Origin of the sequence: Hyphomicrobium sp. 802 (assembly GCF_000526135.1) — a bacterium.
Taxonomy (GTDB): domain Bacteria; phylum Pseudomonadota; class Alphaproteobacteria; order Rhizobiales; family Hyphomicrobiaceae; genus Hyphomicrobium_B.
Genome location: NZ_JAFM01000001.1, coordinates 137,482 through 158,049 on the forward strand (window position 1 = coordinate 137,482; position 20,568 = coordinate 158,049).

Annotated in this window: 19 protein-coding genes; 11 read left to right on the forward strand and 8 right to left on the reverse strand. The window is 57.8% G+C overall.

Annotation, left to right across the window (positions count from 1 at the left end; all coding sequences use genetic code 11):
- Positions 1-178 precede the first annotated feature (178 nt).
- Together HYP802_RS0100655 and HYP802_RS0100660 are read left to right on the forward strand one after the other, a co-directional pair.
- The gene (locus HYP802_RS0100655; protein ID WP_013950061.1) at positions 179-3,340 is read left to right on the forward strand and encodes a multidrug efflux RND transporter permease subunit; all 3,162 of its coding nucleotides are present in this window, start codon (positions 179-181) and stop codon (positions 3,338-3,340) included.
- A gap of 14 nt (positions 3,341-3,354) precedes the next feature.
- The gene (locus tag HYP802_RS0100660; protein ID WP_013950062.1) at positions 3,355-4,542 is read left to right on the forward strand and encodes an efflux RND transporter periplasmic adaptor subunit; all 1,188 of its coding nucleotides are present in this window, start codon (positions 3,355-3,357) and stop codon (positions 4,540-4,542) included.
- Between the two features lie 53 nt (positions 4,543-4,595).
- Here the strand turns inward: HYP802_RS0100660 and HYP802_RS0100665 are convergent, their stop codons facing one another.
- From HYP802_RS0100665 to HYP802_RS0100675, 3 genes are all read right to left on the reverse strand, one after another.
- Positions 4,596-4,880: a hypothetical protein gene (locus HYP802_RS0100665; RefSeq protein ID WP_013950063.1), complete on the reverse strand. Its 285-nt coding sequence runs from the start codon at positions 4,878-4,880 to the stop codon at positions 4,596-4,598.
- 200 nt (positions 4,881-5,080) lie between these two features.
- Positions 5,081-5,491, reverse strand: coding sequence for a YeeE/YedE family protein (locus HYP802_RS0100670; RefSeq protein WP_013950064.1), 411 nt, complete (start codon positions 5,489-5,491; stop codon positions 5,081-5,083).
- A complete protein-coding gene (locus HYP802_RS0100675; protein ID WP_013950065.1) occupies positions 5,488-5,931 on the reverse strand; it encodes a YeeE/YedE family protein in 444 nt (147 codons plus the stop codon). The genes HYP802_RS0100670 and HYP802_RS0100675 overlap by 4 nt, the downstream gene beginning before the upstream one ends.
- Positions 5,932-6,316: 385 nt before the next feature.
- Between HYP802_RS0100675 and HYP802_RS0100680 the strand changes: the two genes are divergently transcribed.
- The 5 genes from HYP802_RS0100680 to HYP802_RS0100700 all read left to right on the forward strand — a co-directional run bounded on the left by HYP802_RS0100680 (position 6,317) and on the right by HYP802_RS0100700 (position 9,879).
- The gene (locus tag HYP802_RS0100680; protein WP_013950068.1) at positions 6,317-7,525 is read left to right on the forward strand and encodes a hypothetical protein; all 1,209 of its coding nucleotides are present in this window, start codon (positions 6,317-6,319) and stop codon (positions 7,523-7,525) included.
- A 163-nt stretch (positions 7,526-7,688) separates the two neighbouring features.
- Positions 7,689-8,066 (forward strand): curli-like amyloid fiber formation chaperone CsgH, encoded by a 378-nt coding sequence (csgH, locus tag HYP802_RS0100685; protein ID WP_013950069.1) that lies wholly within the window; start codon positions 7,689-7,691, stop codon positions 8,064-8,066.
- Positions 8,051-8,563 (forward strand): hypothetical protein, encoded by a 513-nt coding sequence (locus HYP802_RS0100690; protein ID WP_013950070.1) that lies wholly within the window; start codon positions 8,051-8,053, stop codon positions 8,561-8,563. Before csgH ends, HYP802_RS0100690 begins: the two co-directional genes overlap by 16 nt.
- A 25-nt stretch (positions 8,564-8,588) precedes the next feature.
- The gene (locus HYP802_RS0100695; protein WP_024274940.1) at positions 8,589-8,954 is read left to right on the forward strand and encodes a curli assembly protein CsgF; all 366 of its coding nucleotides are present in this window, start codon (positions 8,589-8,591) and stop codon (positions 8,952-8,954) included.
- Positions 8,955-8,976: 22 nt separating this feature from the next.
- Positions 8,977-9,879: a CsgG/HfaB family protein gene (locus tag HYP802_RS0100700; protein ID WP_013950072.1), complete on the forward strand. Its 903-nt coding sequence runs from the start codon at positions 8,977-8,979 to the stop codon at positions 9,877-9,879.
- Between the two features lie 554 nt (positions 9,880-10,433).
- Here the strand turns inward: HYP802_RS0100700 and HYP802_RS23420 are convergent.
- The 3 genes from HYP802_RS23420 to HYP802_RS0100720 form a co-directional block, all read right to left on the reverse strand.
- The gene (locus tag HYP802_RS23420) at positions 10,434-10,616 is read right to left on the reverse strand and encodes a hypothetical protein (protein WP_013950074.1); all 183 of its coding nucleotides are present in this window, start codon (positions 10,614-10,616) and stop codon (positions 10,434-10,436) included.
- Between the two features lie 257 nt (positions 10,617-10,873).
- The gene (locus tag HYP802_RS0100715; RefSeq protein WP_013950075.1) at positions 10,874-11,962 is read right to left on the reverse strand and encodes a helix-turn-helix transcriptional regulator; all 1,089 of its coding nucleotides are present in this window, start codon (positions 11,960-11,962) and stop codon (positions 10,874-10,876) included.
- Positions 11,963-12,170: 208 nt separating this feature from the next.
- Positions 12,171-12,593 (reverse strand): hypothetical protein, encoded by a 423-nt coding sequence (locus HYP802_RS0100720; protein ID WP_155831086.1) that lies wholly within the window; start codon positions 12,591-12,593, stop codon positions 12,171-12,173.
- Between the two features lie 589 nt (positions 12,594-13,182).
- Between HYP802_RS0100720 and mprF the strand changes: the two genes are divergently transcribed.
- A complete protein-coding gene (gene mprF / locus HYP802_RS0100725; RefSeq protein WP_013950077.1) occupies positions 13,183-15,822 on the forward strand; it encodes a bifunctional lysylphosphatidylglycerol flippase/synthetase MprF in 2,640 nt (879 codons plus the stop codon).
- Positions 15,798-17,189 (forward strand): AcvB/VirJ family lysyl-phosphatidylglycerol hydrolase, encoded by a 1,392-nt coding sequence (locus HYP802_RS0100730; protein WP_024274943.1) that lies wholly within the window; start codon positions 15,798-15,800, stop codon positions 17,187-17,189. The genes mprF and HYP802_RS0100730 overlap by 25 nt, the downstream gene beginning before the upstream one ends.
- 13 nt (positions 17,190-17,202) lie before the next feature.
- Here the strand turns inward: HYP802_RS0100730 and HYP802_RS0100735 are convergent, their stop codons facing one another.
- Positions 17,203-17,493: a PilZ domain-containing protein gene (locus HYP802_RS0100735; protein ID WP_024274944.1), complete on the reverse strand. Its 291-nt coding sequence runs from the start codon at positions 17,491-17,493 to the stop codon at positions 17,203-17,205.
- Positions 17,494-18,408: 915 nt separating this feature from the next.
- Between HYP802_RS0100735 and HYP802_RS0100745 the strand changes: the two genes are divergently transcribed.
- Entirely contained in the window at positions 18,409-18,771 is a 363-nt protein-coding gene (locus HYP802_RS0100745; protein ID WP_024274946.1) for a response regulator, read from the forward strand.
- The gene (locus HYP802_RS0100750) at positions 18,768-20,123 is read left to right on the forward strand and encodes an EAL domain-containing protein (RefSeq protein WP_024274947.1); all 1,356 of its coding nucleotides are present in this window, start codon (positions 18,768-18,770) and stop codon (positions 20,121-20,123) included. The genes HYP802_RS0100745 and HYP802_RS0100750 overlap by 4 nt, the downstream gene beginning before the upstream one ends.
- An 88-nt stretch (positions 20,124-20,211) precedes the next feature.
- On the opposite strand, the gene HYP802_RS23425 is transcribed toward HYP802_RS0100750, so the two are convergent.
- Positions 20,212-20,568, reverse strand: coding sequence for a hypothetical protein (locus HYP802_RS23425; RefSeq protein WP_155831088.1), 357 nt, complete (start codon positions 20,566-20,568; stop codon positions 20,212-20,214).

A 20,568-nucleotide genomic window follows, 5' to 3' on the forward strand; every position in this document is an offset into this window, starting at 1 on the left:
GAGCCATCCTCCGTAATTTCGATAAACTCATAGTTCGCTTGGGAAACTTGCCCCACAATCGGGCGAATGCGCGCTTGAGATAATGGTCACTTCGGTTTTTAAAAGCGTCTCGGGCTTTGGGGGAGAAGAGCCGGACCAATAGCGATTGATTGCTCCCGCGCTTCAGCACGGACGACGCATGGTCAACTTCTTTATACACCGACCGATCTTTGCTTCGGCGATCGCCGTCATCATGGTTCTGGCGGGCGCGATTTGCTATTTCCTGCTGCCGGTCTCGCAGCTTCCGGATGTTACGCCGCCCCAGGTGGTCGTGAGCGCGATCTATCCGGGCGCCAGCGCGCAAGTCGTCGCCGATACCGTTACGACGCCCCTCGAACAGCAGATCAATGGCGTCGAAGGCATGACCTACATGTCGTCGTCGAGTTCGAACGACGGCTCATCGACGATCACGATTACCTTTGACGTCGGCTATCCACTCAGCATCGCTGCGGTTGACGTGCAGAACCGCGTTTCGGAAGCCGCATCGCAGTTGCCGCCGATCGTCAATCAGGCCGGCATCACCATCCGCAAGCAAAATCCGAACTTCGTGCTGATCGTCAATCTGACGTCGCCCGACCACTCGGTCGACCCCGTCACGCTCAGCAACTATGCCTATCTCCAGATCGTCGACCCGCTGAAGCGGTTGCCGGGCGTCGGCGACGTGCAGATCTTCGGCGAGCGCCGCTATTCGATGCGCGTGTGGCTCGACCCCGACAAGCTCTCGCAGCTCAACATTACCGCGGTCGATGTTCAGAATGCGGTCGCTGAACAGAACATCCAGGTCGCCGCCGGTAAGATCGGACAATCGCCTGCGCCGCCCGGCACGCCATTCGAGATGCAGATCAACGCCACCGGGCGCCTCAGCAATCCGGAAGAGTTCGGCAATATCGTATTGCGCGCCAATCCGACGACCGGCGCAATCGTTCGGCTTCGAGATGTGGCGCGGATTGAGCTAGGCGCGCTGCAATATTCCTCGACGGCATTTTTCGGCAAAGACCCCTCCGTGGTGCTGGCCGTATTTCAGATGCCGGGGTCTAACGCGCTCGAATTGCAAGAGCGCGTGCTCGCCAAAATGAAGGAGCTGTCGAAACGGTTTCCGAAGGGCATCTCCTACGCGATGCACTACGATACGACGCGCTTCGTCTCGGCCGCCATGCATGACGTGGTATTCACGCTGCTCGAGGCACTGTTCCTCGTCGTGCTCGTCGTCTACGTCTTCCTGCAAAGCTGGCGCACGACGATCATTCCGACAATCGCGATCCCGGTATCGTTGATCGCGACTCTCGTCATCATGGAGGCGCTCGGCTTTTCGCTGAACATGCTGAGTCTGCTCGGCATGGTGCTCGCAATCGGCCTCGTCGTCGACGACGCCATCGTCGTGGTCGAGAACGTCGAGCGCCAGCTTGAGAACGGTTTGAAGCCGATGGACGCCGCTCTGAAGGCGATGTCTGAGGTGACAGGCCCCATCATCGCGACAACCGGCGTGCTGATGGCCGTCTTCATTCCGGTGGCGTTCATTCCGGGCGTCTCGGGCCGGCTCTATAACCAGTTCGCATTGACGGTTGCGATCTCGGTCGGTTTGTCGGCGTTCAACTCGCTGACGCTCAGTCCGGCGCTGGCGGCAGCTTTTCTGCGGCATAAGCCTGCGTCGACGTTCATTCTGTTCCGGTGGTTCAACGCCGGTTTCGACCGCATGTCGCACGGCTACGCCCGTCTCGTGCACTTCCTTATACGTATTCGCTGGGTGATGCTGATGCTGTTCGCCGGCATCCTGGCCGCAACGTATTTTATCGCCCAGCGCGTTCCCTCGACGTTCCTACCAGTCGAAGACCAGGGCTATTTCTTCGTCGTCGTCCAGTTGCCGGATGGAGCTTCGCTCGAACGCACCGACGAGGTTGCGAAAAAAGTCCGAGACATTCTGGAGGCAACGCCGGGCGTCGATATCGTCGGTTCGATTAGTGGTCTCAACTTTTTGACCAACGCCGCACAGTCGAACTCAGCGGTCGAGTTCGCTATCTTGAAGCCCTGGGACGAGCGGCCACCGTCGCAGAGCGCATCCAATCTCGTGGCTGCGGTGCGCACCAAGTTGCTGATGATTCCGGAGGCGATTGCGCTGAGCTTTGATCCGCCGTCGATCCCAGGTCTTGGCACGACGGGCGGTTTTGAGTTCCAGGTGGAAGATTTGACTGGCCGCGGCAGCCAGGCGCTCAACGATGCGACACAGGCTTTGATTGCAGAAGCCCGCAAGCAGCCGGAGCTTGATGCGCAGCAGTTGTTCTCGTCTTTCTCGACGTCAACGCCGCAATTCAAGTACGACCTCGACCGTTCGAAGGCGAAGCTTCTGGGGCTCAGCCTGCCGGACGTGTTCAACACGCTACAGATCTATCTCGGCTCACTCTACGTGAACGACTTCAATCTGTTCGGGCGAACATTCCGGGTCACACTGCAAGCGGACAAGTCTTCACGGGCGAATGCATCTGACTTGTCGAAACTCTACGTGCGCAATGATACCGGCGGCATGGTGCCCCTCAGCACGCTCGGAACCTTGAAGCCGATCGTCGGACCGGAAACGGTTCCACATTACAACAACTATGCGTCGGCACTCATCAATGGTGGACCGGCGCCAGGCTACAGTACGGGCCAAGCAATCGCTGCCATGGAGCGGGCGGCGGCAACGGCGCTGCCGCGAGACTTTAGCTACGAATGGACCGGGATCACGTTCCAGGAGCTCAAAGCCGGTTCGATCGCGATTATGGTGTTTGCGCTCGCGAGCGTATTCGTTTTCCTGATCCTCGCCGCGCAGTATGAGAGCTGGTCGATGCCATTCATGGTGCTGCTAGCCGTGCCACTCGCTCTGTTCGGCGCTTTGCTCGCGATCTGGGTGCGCCATATGCAGATCGACGTCTATTCGCAGATCGGCTTCGTGATGCTGATCGGGCTATCGGCAAAGAACGCCATTTTGATCGTTGAATTCGCCAAGCGGCGACGGCTCGAAGGTCTGTCGATCGTCGAGGCGGCGATGGAAGCGGGTCGCCTTCGCCTCCGGCCGATCCTGATGACCGCCTTCGCCTTCATCCTCGGCGTCGTACCGCTGATGATTGCCTCTGGCGCGGGGGCCGCGAGCCGGCAGTCCATTGGTACGACCGTATTCGGCGGCATGCTGGCGGCAACACTGCTGACACTGCTGTTCGTGCCGGTCTTCTATGCCACCATCGAAAAATGGCGCGAGGGCCGCGATGCGGATGCGTCCGGCGAGACCCATACGCCACATGGTCCTTCAGCCCCCGTTGCTGCCGAATAGATAAGGGATTCGCGATGCGCGTTTGGAAAGCAGCTCTTCTCGGATTGATCGCCATCGGTGGCGTAGCGGCCTATGCCTATCGGGCGGAGATCCCAAAGCTCCTTGCCGAGGTTGAAAGCACCGGCGCCCCGCCGCATCAGGGTGCGTTCGTCATGCCGGTTCCGGTCGCGTCGGTCGTGAAGCGTCCGGTCAGTATCTATCTCGATTATCCGGCGCGGACCGAGTCGATCAATAACATCACGCTGCAAGCGCGCGTCTCCGGTTACCTTCAAGTGCAGCACGTGCCTGACGGTTCTGATGTCAAGGAAGGCACGCTGCTTTATACGATCGACCCACGCGACTATCAGGCTGCGCTCGACCGGGCGAAGGCCGAAAAGCAGAGGGATATTGCCGCGCGCGATTACGCCCAATCGAATCTGCAGCGCGGAACCGAGCTGACGAAAAGCGGCTGGCTCGCCAAAGATACATTTGACCAGCGGTCGAGTTCGTTGCGCCAGAGCGAGGCTGCAATCAACATCGACGATGCAGCCATCCGCACCGCCGAACTCAATCTCGAGTACACGCAAATCCGCGCGCCGTTCTCAGGCCGGCTCGGCAAGAACCAAGCGCCAATCGGGACGCTGATCAGCGTCGCGGGTGCGCCGCTCAACACGCTCGTTCAACTCGATCCGATTTACGTCACGTTCAACCCGTCGGAAACGGATCTCGATACGATTGAGAAGGTGCGCAAGAGCGGAGCTATTGCGGCAGAGGTCTTCGTGCCGGGCGACAGCAAGCCGCCGCATAAGGGTAAGATCACGTTCGTCGACAATGCGGTCGACCATCTGACGGGCACCCTGACCGCCAGGGCGACGATTGCGAACGCCGACTATGGGCTGCTGCCGGGTCAATACGTTCGTATTCATGTGCACGCCGGTGAAAACCCAAATGCTCTGATGGTTCCGCAAACAGCGATCGGTTCAAGCCAGCTTGGCAAATACGTCTATGTTGTCGGGCCAAAGAATATTGCCGAGCAAAAGCTGGTAACGCTCGGGCCGACTGAAGGCGATCTCGTCAGCGTGGTTGGACTGGAAGAGAAGGATCTCGTGATTACAGGCAATCTGCAGAAGATCGGTCCAGGATCGCCGGTGCAGCCACTCACGGCGCCGCCGCCGCAAGCCAACAAAGCTGCGCTTCAGACCGGCAGCACGACGGTCAATTAAGCTCAGCCAAGCTCGGCACAAGCGTTGCTAGACACTTGGCTCTGCTGCGAAGCTTAGCGCTGCTTTGTTGCGTCGGCTTGGTCGGGAAGCGGGCTTAGAATACTGTAGTGCTTGTGGCCCGGAAATTCCGCGGACGTGTCGGTTGTCGACGGCGGCATGATCGGTTTTTGGATGACGGGCAGTGGCTTCGTATCGCTCGCGCGGTCGCGAACGATCAGGTACCAGCCGCAGAATGCGGCGATCACCAGCAGTCCGAGAACCAGCACACCGGTGTTGTCGGTGCCGGGCGGCGGATGCGGGGCGCCCTCATGGTGCTCGGAGGGATCAGACGCATTCATCGTCGAACTCCAACCGTTCGCATCTCCAACGATTGGTCACTGGATTTCGCCTGGAACCGCTGATGTTTCATATCCTCGCGTACGACACAGCGTGCAAACAAGATCGTCTTCGTGACGTTGGACCACGCTCAAATAGCAACGTCATGACGTGATTGGCAGATGTCACTCTGAAGCAAGTGGCGAGGCAAGGCGATGCAAGATCATGCACGTTTCAGCCATGCGGCGAGCGCCACTCCGATCAACATCGCCGGCGCGAAAACAAAGATGGCCGGAGACGCGAGCGCGATCGATACGAGCGCCGGGCCAGGACAAAGGCCAACCAGTCCCCAGCCAATCCCAAAGACGGCCGCACCGAGGACAAGCTTACCATCGATCTGCCGGGCGGTCGGAAGATGAAAGCTCTCATCGAGCACAGGCTTTGCGCGGCGGAAGATCAGGCGATAGCCAATGGCGGTGACGATCACGGCGCCACCCATGACAAATGCCAAGCTCGGATCCCAATGACCGGCGATGTCGAGGAAGTTCAGGACCTTTGCCGGGTTGGCCATGCCAGACAGGATGAGACCGAAACCGAACACAAGACCGGCGAGCAGATTGACCAGCACAATCATTGGCCGGCTCCGATCATATGGCGCACAATGAAAACGACAGCGAACGCCGTCGTCATGAAAACGATGGTTGCCACGATGGAGCGAGGCGAAAGCCTTGACAGGCCGCAGACGCCGTGGCCGCTCGTACATCCGCCGCCGTACACCGCGCCGAAGCCAACGAGCAAACCAGCAATCGCCGCAAGCGGCAGGTTATCGGTGATGGTTTGAGAAATCGCGCTACCGGATACTGCCATCCAAACGATCGGCGCTGAAATCAATCCGACCACAAACGCCAATGCCTGAAGCGGCTTGCTTTCACGCCCCGGTACGAGCACGCGGCTCAACATTCCGCTGATGCCGGCGATGCGGCCACCCATCAACATGAGAAGAACGGCAGCACAGCCGATCAATGCTCCGCCTACCGCCGATGCGATCGGCGTGAACTCCGTCTCGATTGGCAATGCTCAATCCTTTTTTCGATCGTGATTCCCGTGCGGAAGATAGGCATGATTTGGCGCAATGCGATGTGTCTTCCGGCCCACGTGTGATAGCCGTCAGACTTTGCATTGCGCTTGTGACGATGGGAGACTCTGCTTCGCACCCGCAGCGGCATCGGGCCCAAACCTTCGCGGTCGCGTCGCAAGCGTTCATCTCCATGACAGTTCATTGATGAAATGGCCGGGTAAGGCCTTATTTTTCTTACATTTTTGTATTGATCCCAATCGCGGTCCCTGGGACTGAACGTCATTAAAGCGTAGGGTTAAGAATGTTTTAACGCCGACGTGGAGGGGATCGGCTGCAGACGGACCTGCTCCGTATTTTGAGTAGTTACGGGGAACGTCATCTATGAACAAAGTGGCAGCACTGGCGCTCGTTCTGGCGAGCGCTTCGTCGGCCTATGCCGCCGACAACGAATCCTTCATCGACCAGATCGGCTCTTCGAACGCATCGACGGTTGCGCAGGAAAACGGCAACAACACTCAAGCCGCCCAGCAGGTCGGCACGGGTAACTCGGCCATCACGGCGCAGACCAACGGTTATGCCAACGGCAGCAATGCCTCTGGCGTCGCTCAGTTCGGCAAGAACAACGTCGCAACGACGGTCCAGAGCACGAACGCTCCGAACAGCCAGGCGATGGCGATTGCCGTCGGCAATGCCTCGCTCACGACCCAGGTCGGCGAAGGCAATAGCGCACTTGCCGGTCAGACCGGTGGCAAGAACAACCAGGCTACTTTGGAAGTCGGCAAAGGCAACACCGCCATTACGGCGCAGACCGACAACTCGGTCGTCACCGCAAGCACCAACGGTTCGTTCACCAGCCAGTTCGGCTCGAACAACCAGTCGCTGACCTCACAGACGACGCAGGACCACACCGACAGCCTGACGGGCGTATTCAGCACAGGCGGGCAGAACTCGGCCGCGACCTTCCAGACCGGCGATGCCAACTCGGCGATCACCAGCCAGGATGCAAGTGGCGGTTCGCTTCGCGGCGTTGGCAACCAGGCGCTCACGGTTCAGGCCGGTTCCAAGAATGAAGCGGTTACGGCGCAGAGCGGCACCGTGTTCAACGGCGCAAGCAACAGCCAGACGAATGCGTCGTTCACGGGCCAGTTCGGCTCAGCGAACTCAGCTATCGTCGCTCAGGCCAATGCTGCGAACACGCAGAGTACGCTTCAGTACGGCAGCCAGAACTCGGCGATCACCTCGCAGCAGAACGCGCCGACTTCTACCATCGGAGTCAACAATGCCTTCACCTTTCAGTCGGGCGTGAAGAACGTCGCTTTGACCAACCAGATGATGGCGAATCCGCTAGCAGGCAATACCAACGCGTCGTTCATCGCGCAGACAGGCGCCGGCAACCAAGCCGTTGTGGCCCAAACGACGGCTGATGCTCCGACCGTTGCGGGCGCCGCGAACACGCAGGCAACGTTCCAGGTCGGCAACGGCAACTACGCGCTGACGTCGCAGGCCTATAGCGGCTCGGCCGGCGTGGTGAACGCTTCGCTCGTTACCCAGTACGGCGCCCACAACGCTGCGATCGTCTCCCAGAAGTAGTCTTAGGATCGGCAAGACAGCGGACATTCGTCCGCCGTCTTCTCTTTGCTGCGCAAATGGCAGCCAAGCCGGATCGACAAACGAACCCTATGCTATCAGTTTAGTTGTTGGCTTCATGTTCCGTTTTCGAAAAGACCAGACTTCCGAATCCGCCGTACGCGGAATGCCGTCACAATATGGCGGCCTGAAGTGTCTTGCGGCCTTGCTCATGATCGGTGGCATCGTTCATGCGAGCGCGACGACATCTGCGGCAGATAACGCGGTGACATGCGAGATCCGCAGCGAAAGCAAAAACGGAATGCTTTGGCTCACTGCCATCGCGCATTCGCACCATCCGGTCAGTGGGCAGTATCACCTGATCGTCAGCAAACGCGGCGAGAGCGGCAGCAGCGACAATGCGCAGAGCGGCGAATTCACCCTCAATCAGGGTCACGACAGCGTTCTGACGACGACAGTCCTGGATGGCGGGGCCATCGGGCACTACAGCGCCCGGCTTTCAATCGAAACGAATGCAGGGAGAGTATCGTGCCATTCACCATGACGACCAAACCTTCGGGCATGCTTCGCGCCGCATCCGTTCTTGTCGCCGTGTCTCTGGCGCTTTGTGGCCCACAGTCGTCGGCCCGCGCTGACGGCGCCTATATCCGTCAAGCAGCGACAGAGACAGCAGAGCGTATGGCATTGCAGCCGATTCAGGTCGCGCCTGCTTCTCCTTATACGCGAGGTTCGGTGGCGTATGTCCCGACGCCCGAAATGGCCACATCCGGCAAAAGCTTCAACCTCGCCCAGACGCTCGAGGCCGGAGCCAATAACGCGGTCGCGCAGTTCCAGGCCGGGCAAAACGACTTTTCGAATGTCGGCGTGCTCGGCGGTTCGCGCAATGCAGTCGGCGTACTGCAGGCGGGCAACGACGTCTCGAACCTTTATCTGGTCAACACACAAGGCCTTTCGGTCGGCGTTTTGCAGCCGAAGGGCGCAGCGCCGTCCAATGTGCTCATCGCGCGTCTGCCGAACGGTGCACTCCTCATCAAAAAATAGAGGACCTTTCTCAGAAACGGATTCAATGATGCTGAAGATTGTTATGCGTACCGTCGGCATGGTGTTGAGCTTGGTTTGTCTCGCTGGAGACAGCGGTGCCACTCAATTGGTTTATCATCCCGCCAATCCCACCTTTGGCGGTAATCCGCTCAACGGTAGCTATCTGCTCTCACAGGCCCAGGCGCAGGGACTGGGCACAAAATCGGGCGCCGCTGGCCCCGACCTCTCCGGCCTGGAAAACTCGCTGAACAACATCGGCGCGGGCGGCGGGGGCGGCTCCGTCATTGTGGTCGGCGGAAGCGGCAGCAGCCAAAGCGGGAGCGGAAGTAACGGGGCGACAGGCAGCACGCAGCAGCAGACTCTCCGGACGAACAGCCACAACATTCCGTAACGCGTATCGGCCGGGGGCATTTGTGACTTATCGTAAAGCGTGTTTCGCAGCGGCAGGCTTGCTTGCCTTGGGTCTCTGCGGCTGCACCACTATTTCGCCGATTACGGGCAGCGTTGACGATCGCTTGGACCAAGCACCAAGGCTCGTTCCCGATACCAAATCCGGCATCGCACTCGATGCGCTTCCGTCGCCGGTGCGAAGGCTCGACGTTTCCGTCTACGACTTTCCCGACCTGACGGGGCAAAACAAGTCGAACGATAACTTCGCCGAATTTTCACGAGCGCTCACGCAGGGCGGCGGTGCGGTGTTGATCGACGTCCTGACGAAAGCTGGTGGCGGCAGATGGTTCAACGTCGTCGAGCGCAACGATTTACAGCCGCTACTACAGGAACGGCAGATCATACAGAATACTCGTGCGGCGCTTGACGGCGATAAGGCCAAAGCCCTGTCACCACTGCGCTTTGCCGGGATCATCCTGGAAGGTGGCGTCATCGGCTACGATACCGATGAGACGAACGGCGGCATAGGCGCGACTTATCTCGGCATTGGCGGGGACATGCAGTATCGCCGCGATGTCATTACCGTTGCGCTGCGCGCCGTCAGCGTCCAGTCGGGTCGCGTTCTCGCCTCAGTCACGACGACCAAAACGCTTTATTCCGTGCTCGTCCACGGCTCGGCGTTCCAATATGCGGCCGTCGATCAGCTTCTGCAGGCCGAGCTGGGATTCACCAAGAACGCGCCCGCTACGCTGGCGGTACGCGATGGCATTCAGCTTGCTGTCTACGCCCTTATATTTGAAGGCGTGAAGAAGCACCTTTGGGAATTCAGGGATCGTGCCGCGGGCGCCGCTTTTATGCGCGAACTCGACCGCCAGCAGCAGGCCGTTGCCATTGCGCCGGGCGTGAGGCCCTCTCCAAAAAGTTGAGGCTGGTTTTACGCTATCTCGGGATCGGGCGAGCTTGCTGTGTCGCGGCGTAGCACGCCTGCGAGGGCGTGTTTTCGCGATCGCATCCCTCGGGCTGTCTGGCAGATGGCTGCTCTGGACCTTCTGCGGGCTTCAGGTCGCCGTCTCCCGTACCGTCCCTGGCGCCTTTGCGAAGGGTCGGATCACTCTTTTCAAATGCGTTCTTCGGAGGCTGCTCGATGTAAACTTCCGATCCCGCTCGTTGAAGACGCGCGCCGGGTGGTTCTGCTTGAATACCGGACGTCGGCCGGGCAACCATCGCAGTTGCAACGAGCGCTCCTGCCACAAACTGTTTCCAATATCTCATCGGATTCGCTCTCAAGCCTCATCCGAACTGAGTAGGCCAATGACGTGACGGTTTGATAGCAGTAGCCTGGGCACGCATCAAAGCGATCACGCCACACGGCTAGAGCCTGCCACACGTCTCGGCTTTTAATTTGATCGTTGCGTGATCGGGGCGCGGCGCCTTTCGTCAACGTGTCATTCCGCTATCCGTGCCCTTCGGCAGCGCCGAATTAATTCGAGATACGTTCTTCCATCGAAGAATTCAAAAGCGCTCGCTCAACCGCAACTTTCAATCCGCTCAACGCCTTATGAAGGACGATCAAAAGCTCACGATCGGCCTCAGAAAGGTCAGTGTGCGCACCTTCTTCCACGGCGCGGCAGAGGGCGAGAAAGTCGAGTCGGTCATCTGACATAATATCTCCTTCAAATGGTACAGAAGGCACGACGCTGGCACGTATCAAGCAATGAGAAAAACTGAAAAAATTAGGTGGAATCGCCATTTATGGAATTAACAATCACGCTTCAAGATATGTTCAATCGTTGCTTCGCATAGGTCGGGCGCTCCGGATGGAAGCCGTCCGATCTTTCTTTCTCGTGCCCTTCGATAAAATTATCTCACTTCAATCGAAATTCGGAACCCTATACTTTTAGCGTAATTAATTTGTCGCCTTTATGAATTTCGTTGCAGAAGCCAGGCGACGAGCGCCGCCTGCCTATTCGTTCCGGTCTTCGCAAACAATGCTGCGAGCTGTTTACGTGCTGTGTTGATCGATACACCGACATGTTCGCTAAACTCTGCGAGGGATTGACCGTTCAACAGAGCGTCAGCCAATCGCGCTTCGGCAGTCGTGAATTGTTCTGGAAAACGAGATGCTCCGTTACCTGGCTGCGCAATAACGAGAACCAGGGCCATTTGCGCAGCAATCATCGGCAATTTCAAAACAATCAGCGACACTCGATCTCCCGTCGTGAGCGACCGGCAGTGGACGGGACCGCCGAATGGATCGCGACGAACAAACACGGCGTCGATTGCAGCGACAAGCGCGGACTGGATATCGCTGTCTCTTCCTCGCAATTTTCCCAGCGGATCGACCGTTAAAAATAATCCCTCCCGCAGTAGGTTTTCCGCGGGCGGATTTGCGGCCTTAACGGCGCGAGTTTGCGAAATTAGCATGGCGGCGCACGAGAATTGTGCGGGCAGACCACCCGGGACCGGATCCACACGGCTGACTTTCGAAAGGGTGACGGCGCGTTTTATATGCGGCGCCAGAATTTCAAACTGTTTGACGTAGCGATCGTTGTTCCGCTCCAGCTGTTTTTCTTTGGGGGCGATCGCGAGGATCACCATTTGCTGGGTGTCCTTATGGACCATACACCCGAGGTGATCCGGACTAATACCCTGCGGTTTCATCCAGTCATTATAGAATTCGGTGCGCAGCGCTTCTTCTCTACTCAGGACCGTCGTTGCCGGAACGACGTGGAGAAAAGGTAGTTTGGCGAACGACTGAATAGGATAGGGATTGCAGCTCGCGAAGTGCTCCTGATAGCCGATAAGATACTCGGCCTCGAGCCCAAAGGGATGCGCCAGCGGCGTTGTCTGCGTTTCGATATCGAAGAAATGCAGAATGCCATTCGCTCCATCAAAGGGCTTCATCAGCCCCTGGAGAAATAGCGGCCACTGATCTCCGTCCAAGGCTGCGCCGTAGAGGAGATCCAGCAACGCCGGCAGCTCCTCTGCAACGAAGGCGCTTATCGTCATGGCTAGCGTGACTTTAGATAGAATAAAAAAGCCGCTCAGTCTGAGCCCGAATATGAATATTAGAGAGATTGACCGTCCAATTCTCAGTTGGCAATAGTCTTCGCGTCACTCTTTAAATATGAAAAACTATGTAACTGAGACAGCTCACCGAAATTGCGTCGTGAAAGCGCATTTCGGGGACTTTCCGAACGCTGCTCCGGCGCAAGCGCTATTTTGAACTCTGCAAGAGTTCTTGATCCAGGTTGAAGGCTTGGCATCCGCCAGCCGCAAGCAGGGCGTTGACGCCGTCTGCCTCATAGCGAAGGTTCGATATCTCCACGGACTTTTGAGGGTCGACGTCTTTTTTGCCGCCGAACAAATCGAACAGGTTGCTATTCGTAACCGGCACCGCAGCCTGAAGAGCTTTGATCTTATTGATCCGTTGGCGCACATAGTCCTGCGGCGCCGCGCAAGGATCGTCATTTGTGGCGGAGGCAGCTTTCGGCCCATGTCTGGCCATACTCGGTTGCGCGATGCACACCATGGCAGTTGCCAGCAAAAATACGGAAATCAAATCCCGGCTGCGCATTCGCCCTGTTCCCCCGGCATCGCCGTCGAAGCACGTGACCGACAACGATAAAGATACGTCCATGCGCTGCACGATCTCAATAGATCGAACGCAAGAGGGGGATATATGTCCAAGCGCTGAACGCTCAAGCGGAGCGGCCAAAATATTCGAACCGTTGGGCCGAAGCGCAACGACAAACCCGCGGTTTGCTGCAAGGCTGTCGTCTTCTGTTGATTATCGTATCGAATCACCGTGGCCGCTGGCAGGGACCTCCGCGATTAGAGCGTCTATTAATCGACAGTCGGCGGATGGGCCGGGAACGCAGAGTGAGACGATGGCGTCGGGAAAATGGTATGTCTGCGGATTATGTTCCTGGAGCGTCGCAGCGGATGCGAGCGCCCCCGGGCGTCCTTTTCGGAAGGGGGAATAAAATTCCTGAGCGGAAGAGTTTGTACCTTCGTTCTAGCTGAGCCCGCCCGGCTGCCTGATTGCCGATGCGCTAAACGTGCGGCCTTTTAGCTTTGCACGTCCGCCGTCGGCCGGCCTGTGGAGATTGGCGATAACGTAAGAAGAGCGTTTCTTTCAAGATTACCAATGCCTAACTTTTCCGGCTCCGAGCCCCGCGCTAGCACCGGTGCGGATCAATCTTCCCTTTCAGATGGTACACTTTACAATGGCTGAGACGCAGAATGAGGCTCCACAGCCGACGGCGCCCAGCCCAAGACTTCTCGAACGCATCGATTGGTCCGTTGTCGGCGCCATCGTCGCGCTCGCGGCGTTCTCTTATGCGGCGACGGTCCTTTATCGGAACCTCGAAGAGATCTCGTGGCCGCAGGTCCGGCACACGATAGCAACGTTCCCGCTTTCGCATCTGGCGCTCTCCGGGCTGTTTACGGTCCTCTCCTATGCGGCGCTGGTAGGCTATGACCTCATCGCGCTCAGGGTTGTCGGCGCTAGGCAGGTCCCGCTACGCATTGCGACGATCACGTCTTTCATCAGCCATGCCGTCACCTTTACGTTCGGCTTCGGCGTCCTCACAGGCGGGGCAGTCCGGCTGCGGCTCTATCGCGTCTGGGGCGTCGATACCGACCGCGTCCTCGGCATCGTAATGCTTTGTGCGCTAAGTTTCTGGGCAGGTCTTGCGACAATTGCCGGGATCTGCCTCGCGGTCGATCCGCAGCTCGTCTCCGCACTGGTGCATCTGAGCGTCCCCACGTGCCGGCTGGCGGGAACGATGATCCTGGCCGTCATTGCTGTCTGGCTCGTCTACGTGTCGATCCATCCAATCCGGATCGAAATCGGGAATTGGAGGCTGCCGCTCCCCGGCACGCGCGCAACGATCGGGGCAATCTTCGTCGGCATGCTCGACGTTGCGGCGGCGGCATCGGCGCTTTGGGTGCTGTTGCCCCAAGAGCTGCACATTACGATGCCGGGCTTTTTCGTTGTTTTTGCCCTCGCGACTGTGCTCGGCGTGGTCAGTCACGTACCGGGCGGCCTCGGCGTATTCGACGCCGTCATCCTACTTGGCGTGACGCAACATCCGAGCGGCGAACTCGTCGGTTCGCTCCTGCTTTTCCGGCTGATTTATTACATCGCGCCAGTCATTGTCGCGCTGACGATGCTGATGGTGCACGAGATGCGCGGCCGAAGGGGTTTAGCGCATGAGGACGACAGCACGTCCGCCACGATCATCGAACCGATCATTCCGCCGCTCGCGGCTGTCGTGACCTTTTCCGGCGGGCTGATCCTGGTGATTTCTGGAACGCTGCCCGCCCACCGCCTGTGGCTCATTCGCGATTTTCTGCCGTTGCCATTCGTCGAGGCATCGCATTTCATTGCGAGCCTCGTCGGAACCGTTCTTCTGCTGATCGCAAACGGCCTCGCGCACCGGCTACGTTCAGCGTGGCAACTGGCAATCGTCCTGCTGCTCAGCGGCGCTGTTTTTTCCATCACAAAGGGTTTCGATTTCATCGAAGCGCTCGCTTGTCTCGCGGCGGCATTGATCCTGATTGCGGGACGGCGGGAGTTCTACCGCAAGGGCGGCGTACTTGCAGGCCGGCTCTCGGCATCAGCAATTCTTGCGGTGTTGATCGCCATCGGCGCGTCGATCCTAATCGGACTGGCCATCTATCGCGGCGTGCCCTACGACAATTCGCTGTGGTGGGAATTCGCCTACCATCAGGATGCCTCGCGCTTTCTGCGCGCTACGCTCGGCGCCGCGATCATCGTGATGATCATCGCCTCTTACCAGCTGCTCCACAAGGCGCCGAACATCAGCCGCAAGGCCTCAGCCGCAGAACTTCGGCGTGCGAAGGAAATCGCACATCATTCCTCGCAAGTCACAGCCGAGCTCGCATTCACCGGGGACAAGCGCTTTCTGTTTTCGCAAAGCGGCAACGGTTTCATGATGTATGGCGTTCGCGGATCGACGTGGGTCGCGATGGGCGACCCGATTGCGAACAACAGCGCCGATCTCATCGATCTCGTTTGGCGGTTCAAGGAAGGCGCCGACGAGCAGAAAGGGGCTCCGGTTTTCTATCAGATCACTGCCGATCATCTACCTGTCTATCTCGATGCCGGTTTTTCCTTGATCAAGCTCGGAGAGGAAGCGTGGGTCAATCTCGAAACGTTCACGCTGGATGGCAAGGCTGGAAAACGGCTTCGTCAAACTAAGACGCGTGCCGAAAAGGCCAATATCGAATTCGAAATCTTGCCCGCTACGATCGTGCCGAAATTCTTTCCGGCGTTAAAGCGCGTATCGGACGCGTGGCTCGCACAGCGTGGACATCGCGAGAAGGGCTTTTCACTCGGCTTTTGGAATCCCGAGTATGTCGAACGCCACGACATTGCGGTGCTTCGTCATGAAAATCGCATCGTGGCATTCGCGAACCTCTGGCGGAACGCTCCGGCTTCTGCGTGCACGCTGGATTTGATGCGCCAGGTTCCCGGCGCTCCGGAGGGGGCGATGGAATATCTTGTGCTCAAGCTTTTGGAGCAGGCGAAGGCCGAAGGCTATAAATGGTTCAATCTCGGAATGGCACCGCTCTCGGGCCTTCCCGATCACAGACTGGCATCGCGGTGGGCTCGTCTCGCCGGTTTATTTTTCCGATACGGCGACCGGCTCTATCACTTCGAGGGGGTCCGTATTTTCAAAAGCAAGTTCAAGCCGGAGTGGCGCACAAAATACCTCGCCTATGAGCACGGGTTGCGCCTGCCGCAAACGCTTTTCGACATCACCTCCCTCATCAGTGCCAGCGCACGGCGCTCAACATCCGACGGGAATAAAGAATGGTCCAAAGATCGCGCTATCTAGACATCGCTCGCGTGTTGGCCGCAGCCTTCGGCATTTTTTGTGTGATTATCTCTATCGGAACGCCTGCGTCCGCCGACACGAAAACTATCGCGCAGAAGCGATTTGGCAATGTCCCGGTCCTGTGGTCCGGCAATGCACCTTCCGCCTTTGTCGTTCTGATGGCTGATCCCGATGCAGCGTCGCCTTCCTACAAGCCCATAGCCGCCGCGCTCGAGAGCCAAGGCGCGGCGGTCGCAATTCTCGACGCCGGCGTGATGCGTGACATTCTCAATACGACCGTCCCGGCGGGCCAATGCAATCAACTCTTCGGCGACATCGAAGATCTCGTGCGCCTGTCCGAACGTGCGCTCGGCATGCAAGCGTGGGAGTCGCCGGTTTTCTTCGGCCTCGGGCGATCCGGCACGATCGCGTATCTCACTCTGGCGCAAGCACCGCCGAACAGTGTGTCTGGGGCGCTGAGTTCCGGATTTTCGCCTTCGCTCACATCAAAGGATGCTTTTTGCAGCGGCGCGCCGGTTCTTGGGAACAAGGATGGCGCGTTCGAATATGGGCCGATCAAGCTCAACGGCAAATGGACACTCTTTACGGAGGATCCGGCTAGTCCCGCTCTCAAACCCTTCGTCGCGGTCAATCCCGGTACTTCAATCGAACATGGTGAGGCGACCAATGATTCAACCCTATCGTTGGCGATCAAAGCCGTGTTCGACATGACCCTCGTGCCGAAAGCCTCCATTAGCGATCTGCCGCTGACCGAACTTCCCGCGAAGAGCCCTACGGGGCTTGCGATCTTTCTTTCGGGAGATGGCGGATGGCGGGACATCGACAAGCAAATCGGCGAGACACTGTCGAAAAACGGCATCTCCGTTATCGGCCTCGATACTCTGCGGTACTTCTGGAGCGAGAAGGACCCGCAGACGATCGCCGGCGATCTCGATCGCATCGCGCGTTATTATAGAACGGCGTGGCATATCCAGGATGTTTCATTGATTGGCTACTCATTCGGAGCTGCAACCATTCCAATGGTCTGGACGAAGCTCGATCCCGATCTGCAAAAGCAGGTCAAGCTGATCGTGCTGATGGCGCCGGAGCCAGTTGGGCGTCTCGAAATGTCAATGGCAGGTTGGCTCGGCATTCCATCATCCGCCGACATCAGCCTGCGTCCGTTCATGGCCGAGTTACCCAAGGATAAGGTGACGTGCATCTTCAGCGTTGAAGAGAAAACGGATGGCGATACCGGATGTACGTTGTCGGAACTCAAAGGCGCGACGCTTATTGAAAGAACCGGCGGCCATCATTTCGGCGGCGCGTACTTAGAGATCGCGAAGCTTATTTTGGACCGCTGGGCGGCCGCCGAAAGACAGCATTGACCCAGACGTTTGCTTATACCCGCTTTCCGAAGCCGGCTGACCGGCGCGCAGCCGGCACGTCGACGGCGGCATCGACGTATTGAACCCCGGCGCGATTTGGGGACGTCCACTTGACGCGCACACGACGGCGACTGCCAGAGAACGTATCGTGGATGACGAATGATTTCGGCAACCACTCGCTGTTTTCAACCAGCAGCAACGCTCCGCCGCGCGAGGTATCGGCGATGCGGCACGTCAAGACCTGACCCTCGCCGAGTTCGATTTTCGCCGGACGACTTACTGGTTTTCGTTCTTCTTTGCGCATGGCGAATGTTCAAAAAATCAGAAATTTAATGGAACATTTACCGATCTCAGGGGCACGCCGACGAGCACAATCACTGTTGATGGTAACTGCTCGAGACGGAGCAGTTCGATTGCAGGCCTGAAAAACCAGTGCTGTCATTGCCCTACGGAGCCGTTGGCGCAAAAACGAATGACGTTCATTTTGCGTGCTATAGCCCCCGCCCGCAATGCGTCAGATGAGCCAAACGGGTCTCGTTGCGATATTCGAAGGAGCAACACGTGCGGCAATTATCAGGAAATTAATGCCCTGGTTTTCTCGCTTGCGATTTGGCCGCTCCATCCGATCACGCATTGCCCCCAAGGTCGGCTCGCAGCGTCTCCATGGAAATTGAGCGTCGCGACGGGCTCAGCCATTCGCCGCATTCCGGTTGATAAAAAGACGGAATTCACGTTTGCAAGCGGCAACCTTTTTGCCTGGAAGACAATCGCGAGATCGATCGATGCATTTCAGGCGAATAGAGCCTGCGGACGTAATTCGCCACGTGCGAGCAAGACAGACCGCTAGAATCCCCTCTCTAAGACGCGCACACTGAATCGTACCAATGGTTTAATTGCAATGTCTCGATCGCGCTTGCGTCGAATGCTGATCGCTTGCATTCCATCGCGCTAATCGTCTTTCAAAAAGCGCCTCAGCCATTTTCAAAAAAACGTGGTAATTGTTGACTTAGTGCGCCTCGAAACAGCTTTATGCCGATTTTATTATTCAAAAGTCCTAGTGATATTTTAAAATTCCGGTTCTCAAGTGCCATTTCGAAATGTGGCAAATTAAACGATCTTTCACTCCTGTGGCGTACTATTGAACTACGTGCAAGCAGTGACGTGTCGTGCCGCAGCATTGCGTTCGTACGTGAGAATTTGCGTCATGGTGGGGAAAGTTATGCCGACACTGCTCGCGATCGATGATTCGCCAAGCGTCCGGCAGATGATCCGGGTAACATTCGCAAGCGCCGGCTTCAATATCATAGAAGCATCCGACGGGCTCGAGGGCCTGCAAAAGGCGACGTCCAATCTCGTCGACATCGTCGTGACGGATCTCAACATGCCACGAATGAACGGCCTCGCGTTCATTCGGCATTTGCGCGCGCGACCATCCTATCACGGTCTGCCCATTATCGTATTGACAACCGAGTCCGATCAGGCCGCGCGTAAAGAAGCCAGTGCCGCGGGCGCGTCGGCGTGGATCACTAAGCCGTTCAGCGCACAGGGGCTTCTCGATATCGCGAGCGGATTTTTGAAATGATCGAATTCTCCGGCTCAGAATCTGAGCATGAACTCATCGTGCGTCTCAGTCAGCTGGCGATTTGTGATCCGTTGACTGGCCTACACAATCGCGGAACGCTCAAAGAATTATTCGCAAGAATTCTCGAGCAAGCGACGATCGACCGGCAAACCGTCGGAATTCTCTATATCGACCTCGACGATTTTCGTGCCGTTAACAAGTTGCATGGCCAGGCGGTCGGAGATGTCATCATCAGCCGCATCGCCAACCGTCTGCGTTCGATCTCTAGCGACACCGACACGATCGTGCGCACCGGCGGCGACGAATTTTTGCTGATCTCCCCCAGCGATAAACCGGACTGCGAGTTTAGCGCGAAGGCGCATCACATCGTTGACACGCTGCGCGAGCCCCACGTCCTCGAAAACGGCAAGACGATCCGCGTCACGGCTTGTGTCGGCACCGCGCTCTTTCCCATCCACGGGGCCGATCATGAGGAGTTAATCGCCGCGGCCGAATTGGCGCTCCACCACGCCAAGAAAATCGGCGATGAGGTCATGGCGTTTTCCCCTGAGATGCTGAATACAGAGCACCGGCGTCTGATCTTCGAACATGACGTCAGCCTCTCGCTGGAACGGGGCGAGCTTTCCCTCGCCTTCCAACCTCAGGCAGAAGCCTCGACGTCCGCCATCAGTGGATTTGAAGCGCTTGCGCGTTGGCAGCATCCCGATTTTGGTCCAGTTTCTCCCGCCGATTTTATCCCCGCGGCCGAGGCATCCGGAGCCATCGGCGCCATCGGCGCTTATGTCCTGCGTGAGGCTTGCCGCGAAGCCTCCTCGTGGAAAAACGGTCTTCGCATTGCTGTCAACGTATCGCCCGTGCAAATCGAACGCGGCGATTTCGTACAGGTCGTCAGAAACGCGCTCATCGAAACCGGTTTGGTGCCGGAACGCCTTGAGATCGAAGTGACTGAGAGCCTGTTCATCCAGAACCTCGCTTACGCGTCGAAGGTTCTCACCGGGGTTAAGGACCTCGGCGTCAGCGTTGCGCTCGATGACTTCGGCACCGGCTATTCGTCGCTCGGCACGCTCCGCGCTTTCCCGTTCGACCGCATCAAGATCGATCGGAGTTTCGTCTTCGATATGGTTCGCAATTCCAACGCGGCTGCAATTGTCGATTCCGTGCTTGGGCTTGGACGCGCGATGGGTTTGACGGTCGTTGCTGAAGGCGTCGAAACAGAAGAACAACTGAAACTTCTACGAACGCTCGGATGCCAGCAGATCCAGGGCTATCTTATCGGCAAGCCGATGCCGGCGGGACATTACGCCGCCGTCACCGGTAAAGTCTCCAATCATACATCGCCAGTTATGGTCTGACCCGTGCGCAACAGTGCTTGTGCCGAACACGCAAACTTTCGGCCGTCATACCAAATTGGACACCCGCATTTCGATGATTGAGGCAATCTTAGGCCATCTGGAAACTTCGCGAAGCCAGATCGAGGGGAAATTCTCGCGCGCCGGAACGATACTCGAATCCGCCGTCTCTTTGATCAGTCAGCAGCTCCAATACCTTCAGCAGTTGAGTAACCTTCTTGACGGCGAAGCCGTTGGAGAAGCGACGCGGGAACTCTCCGCCGCCGCCGAAGAGCTGCGGTCTCTGCCGAATATGCTCAGTGAGCGCGGGCAAGAGCTGCGCGATCTGGAATGCCGAAGCGCTGAATTGCTGCGCGATATCGAAGATATGCGAAGCCTTCTGCGCTACCTTCTGGTCTTCGCCCTCAACTTGAAGATCACTGCCGCCGACGATCAGCAAGACGCCCAA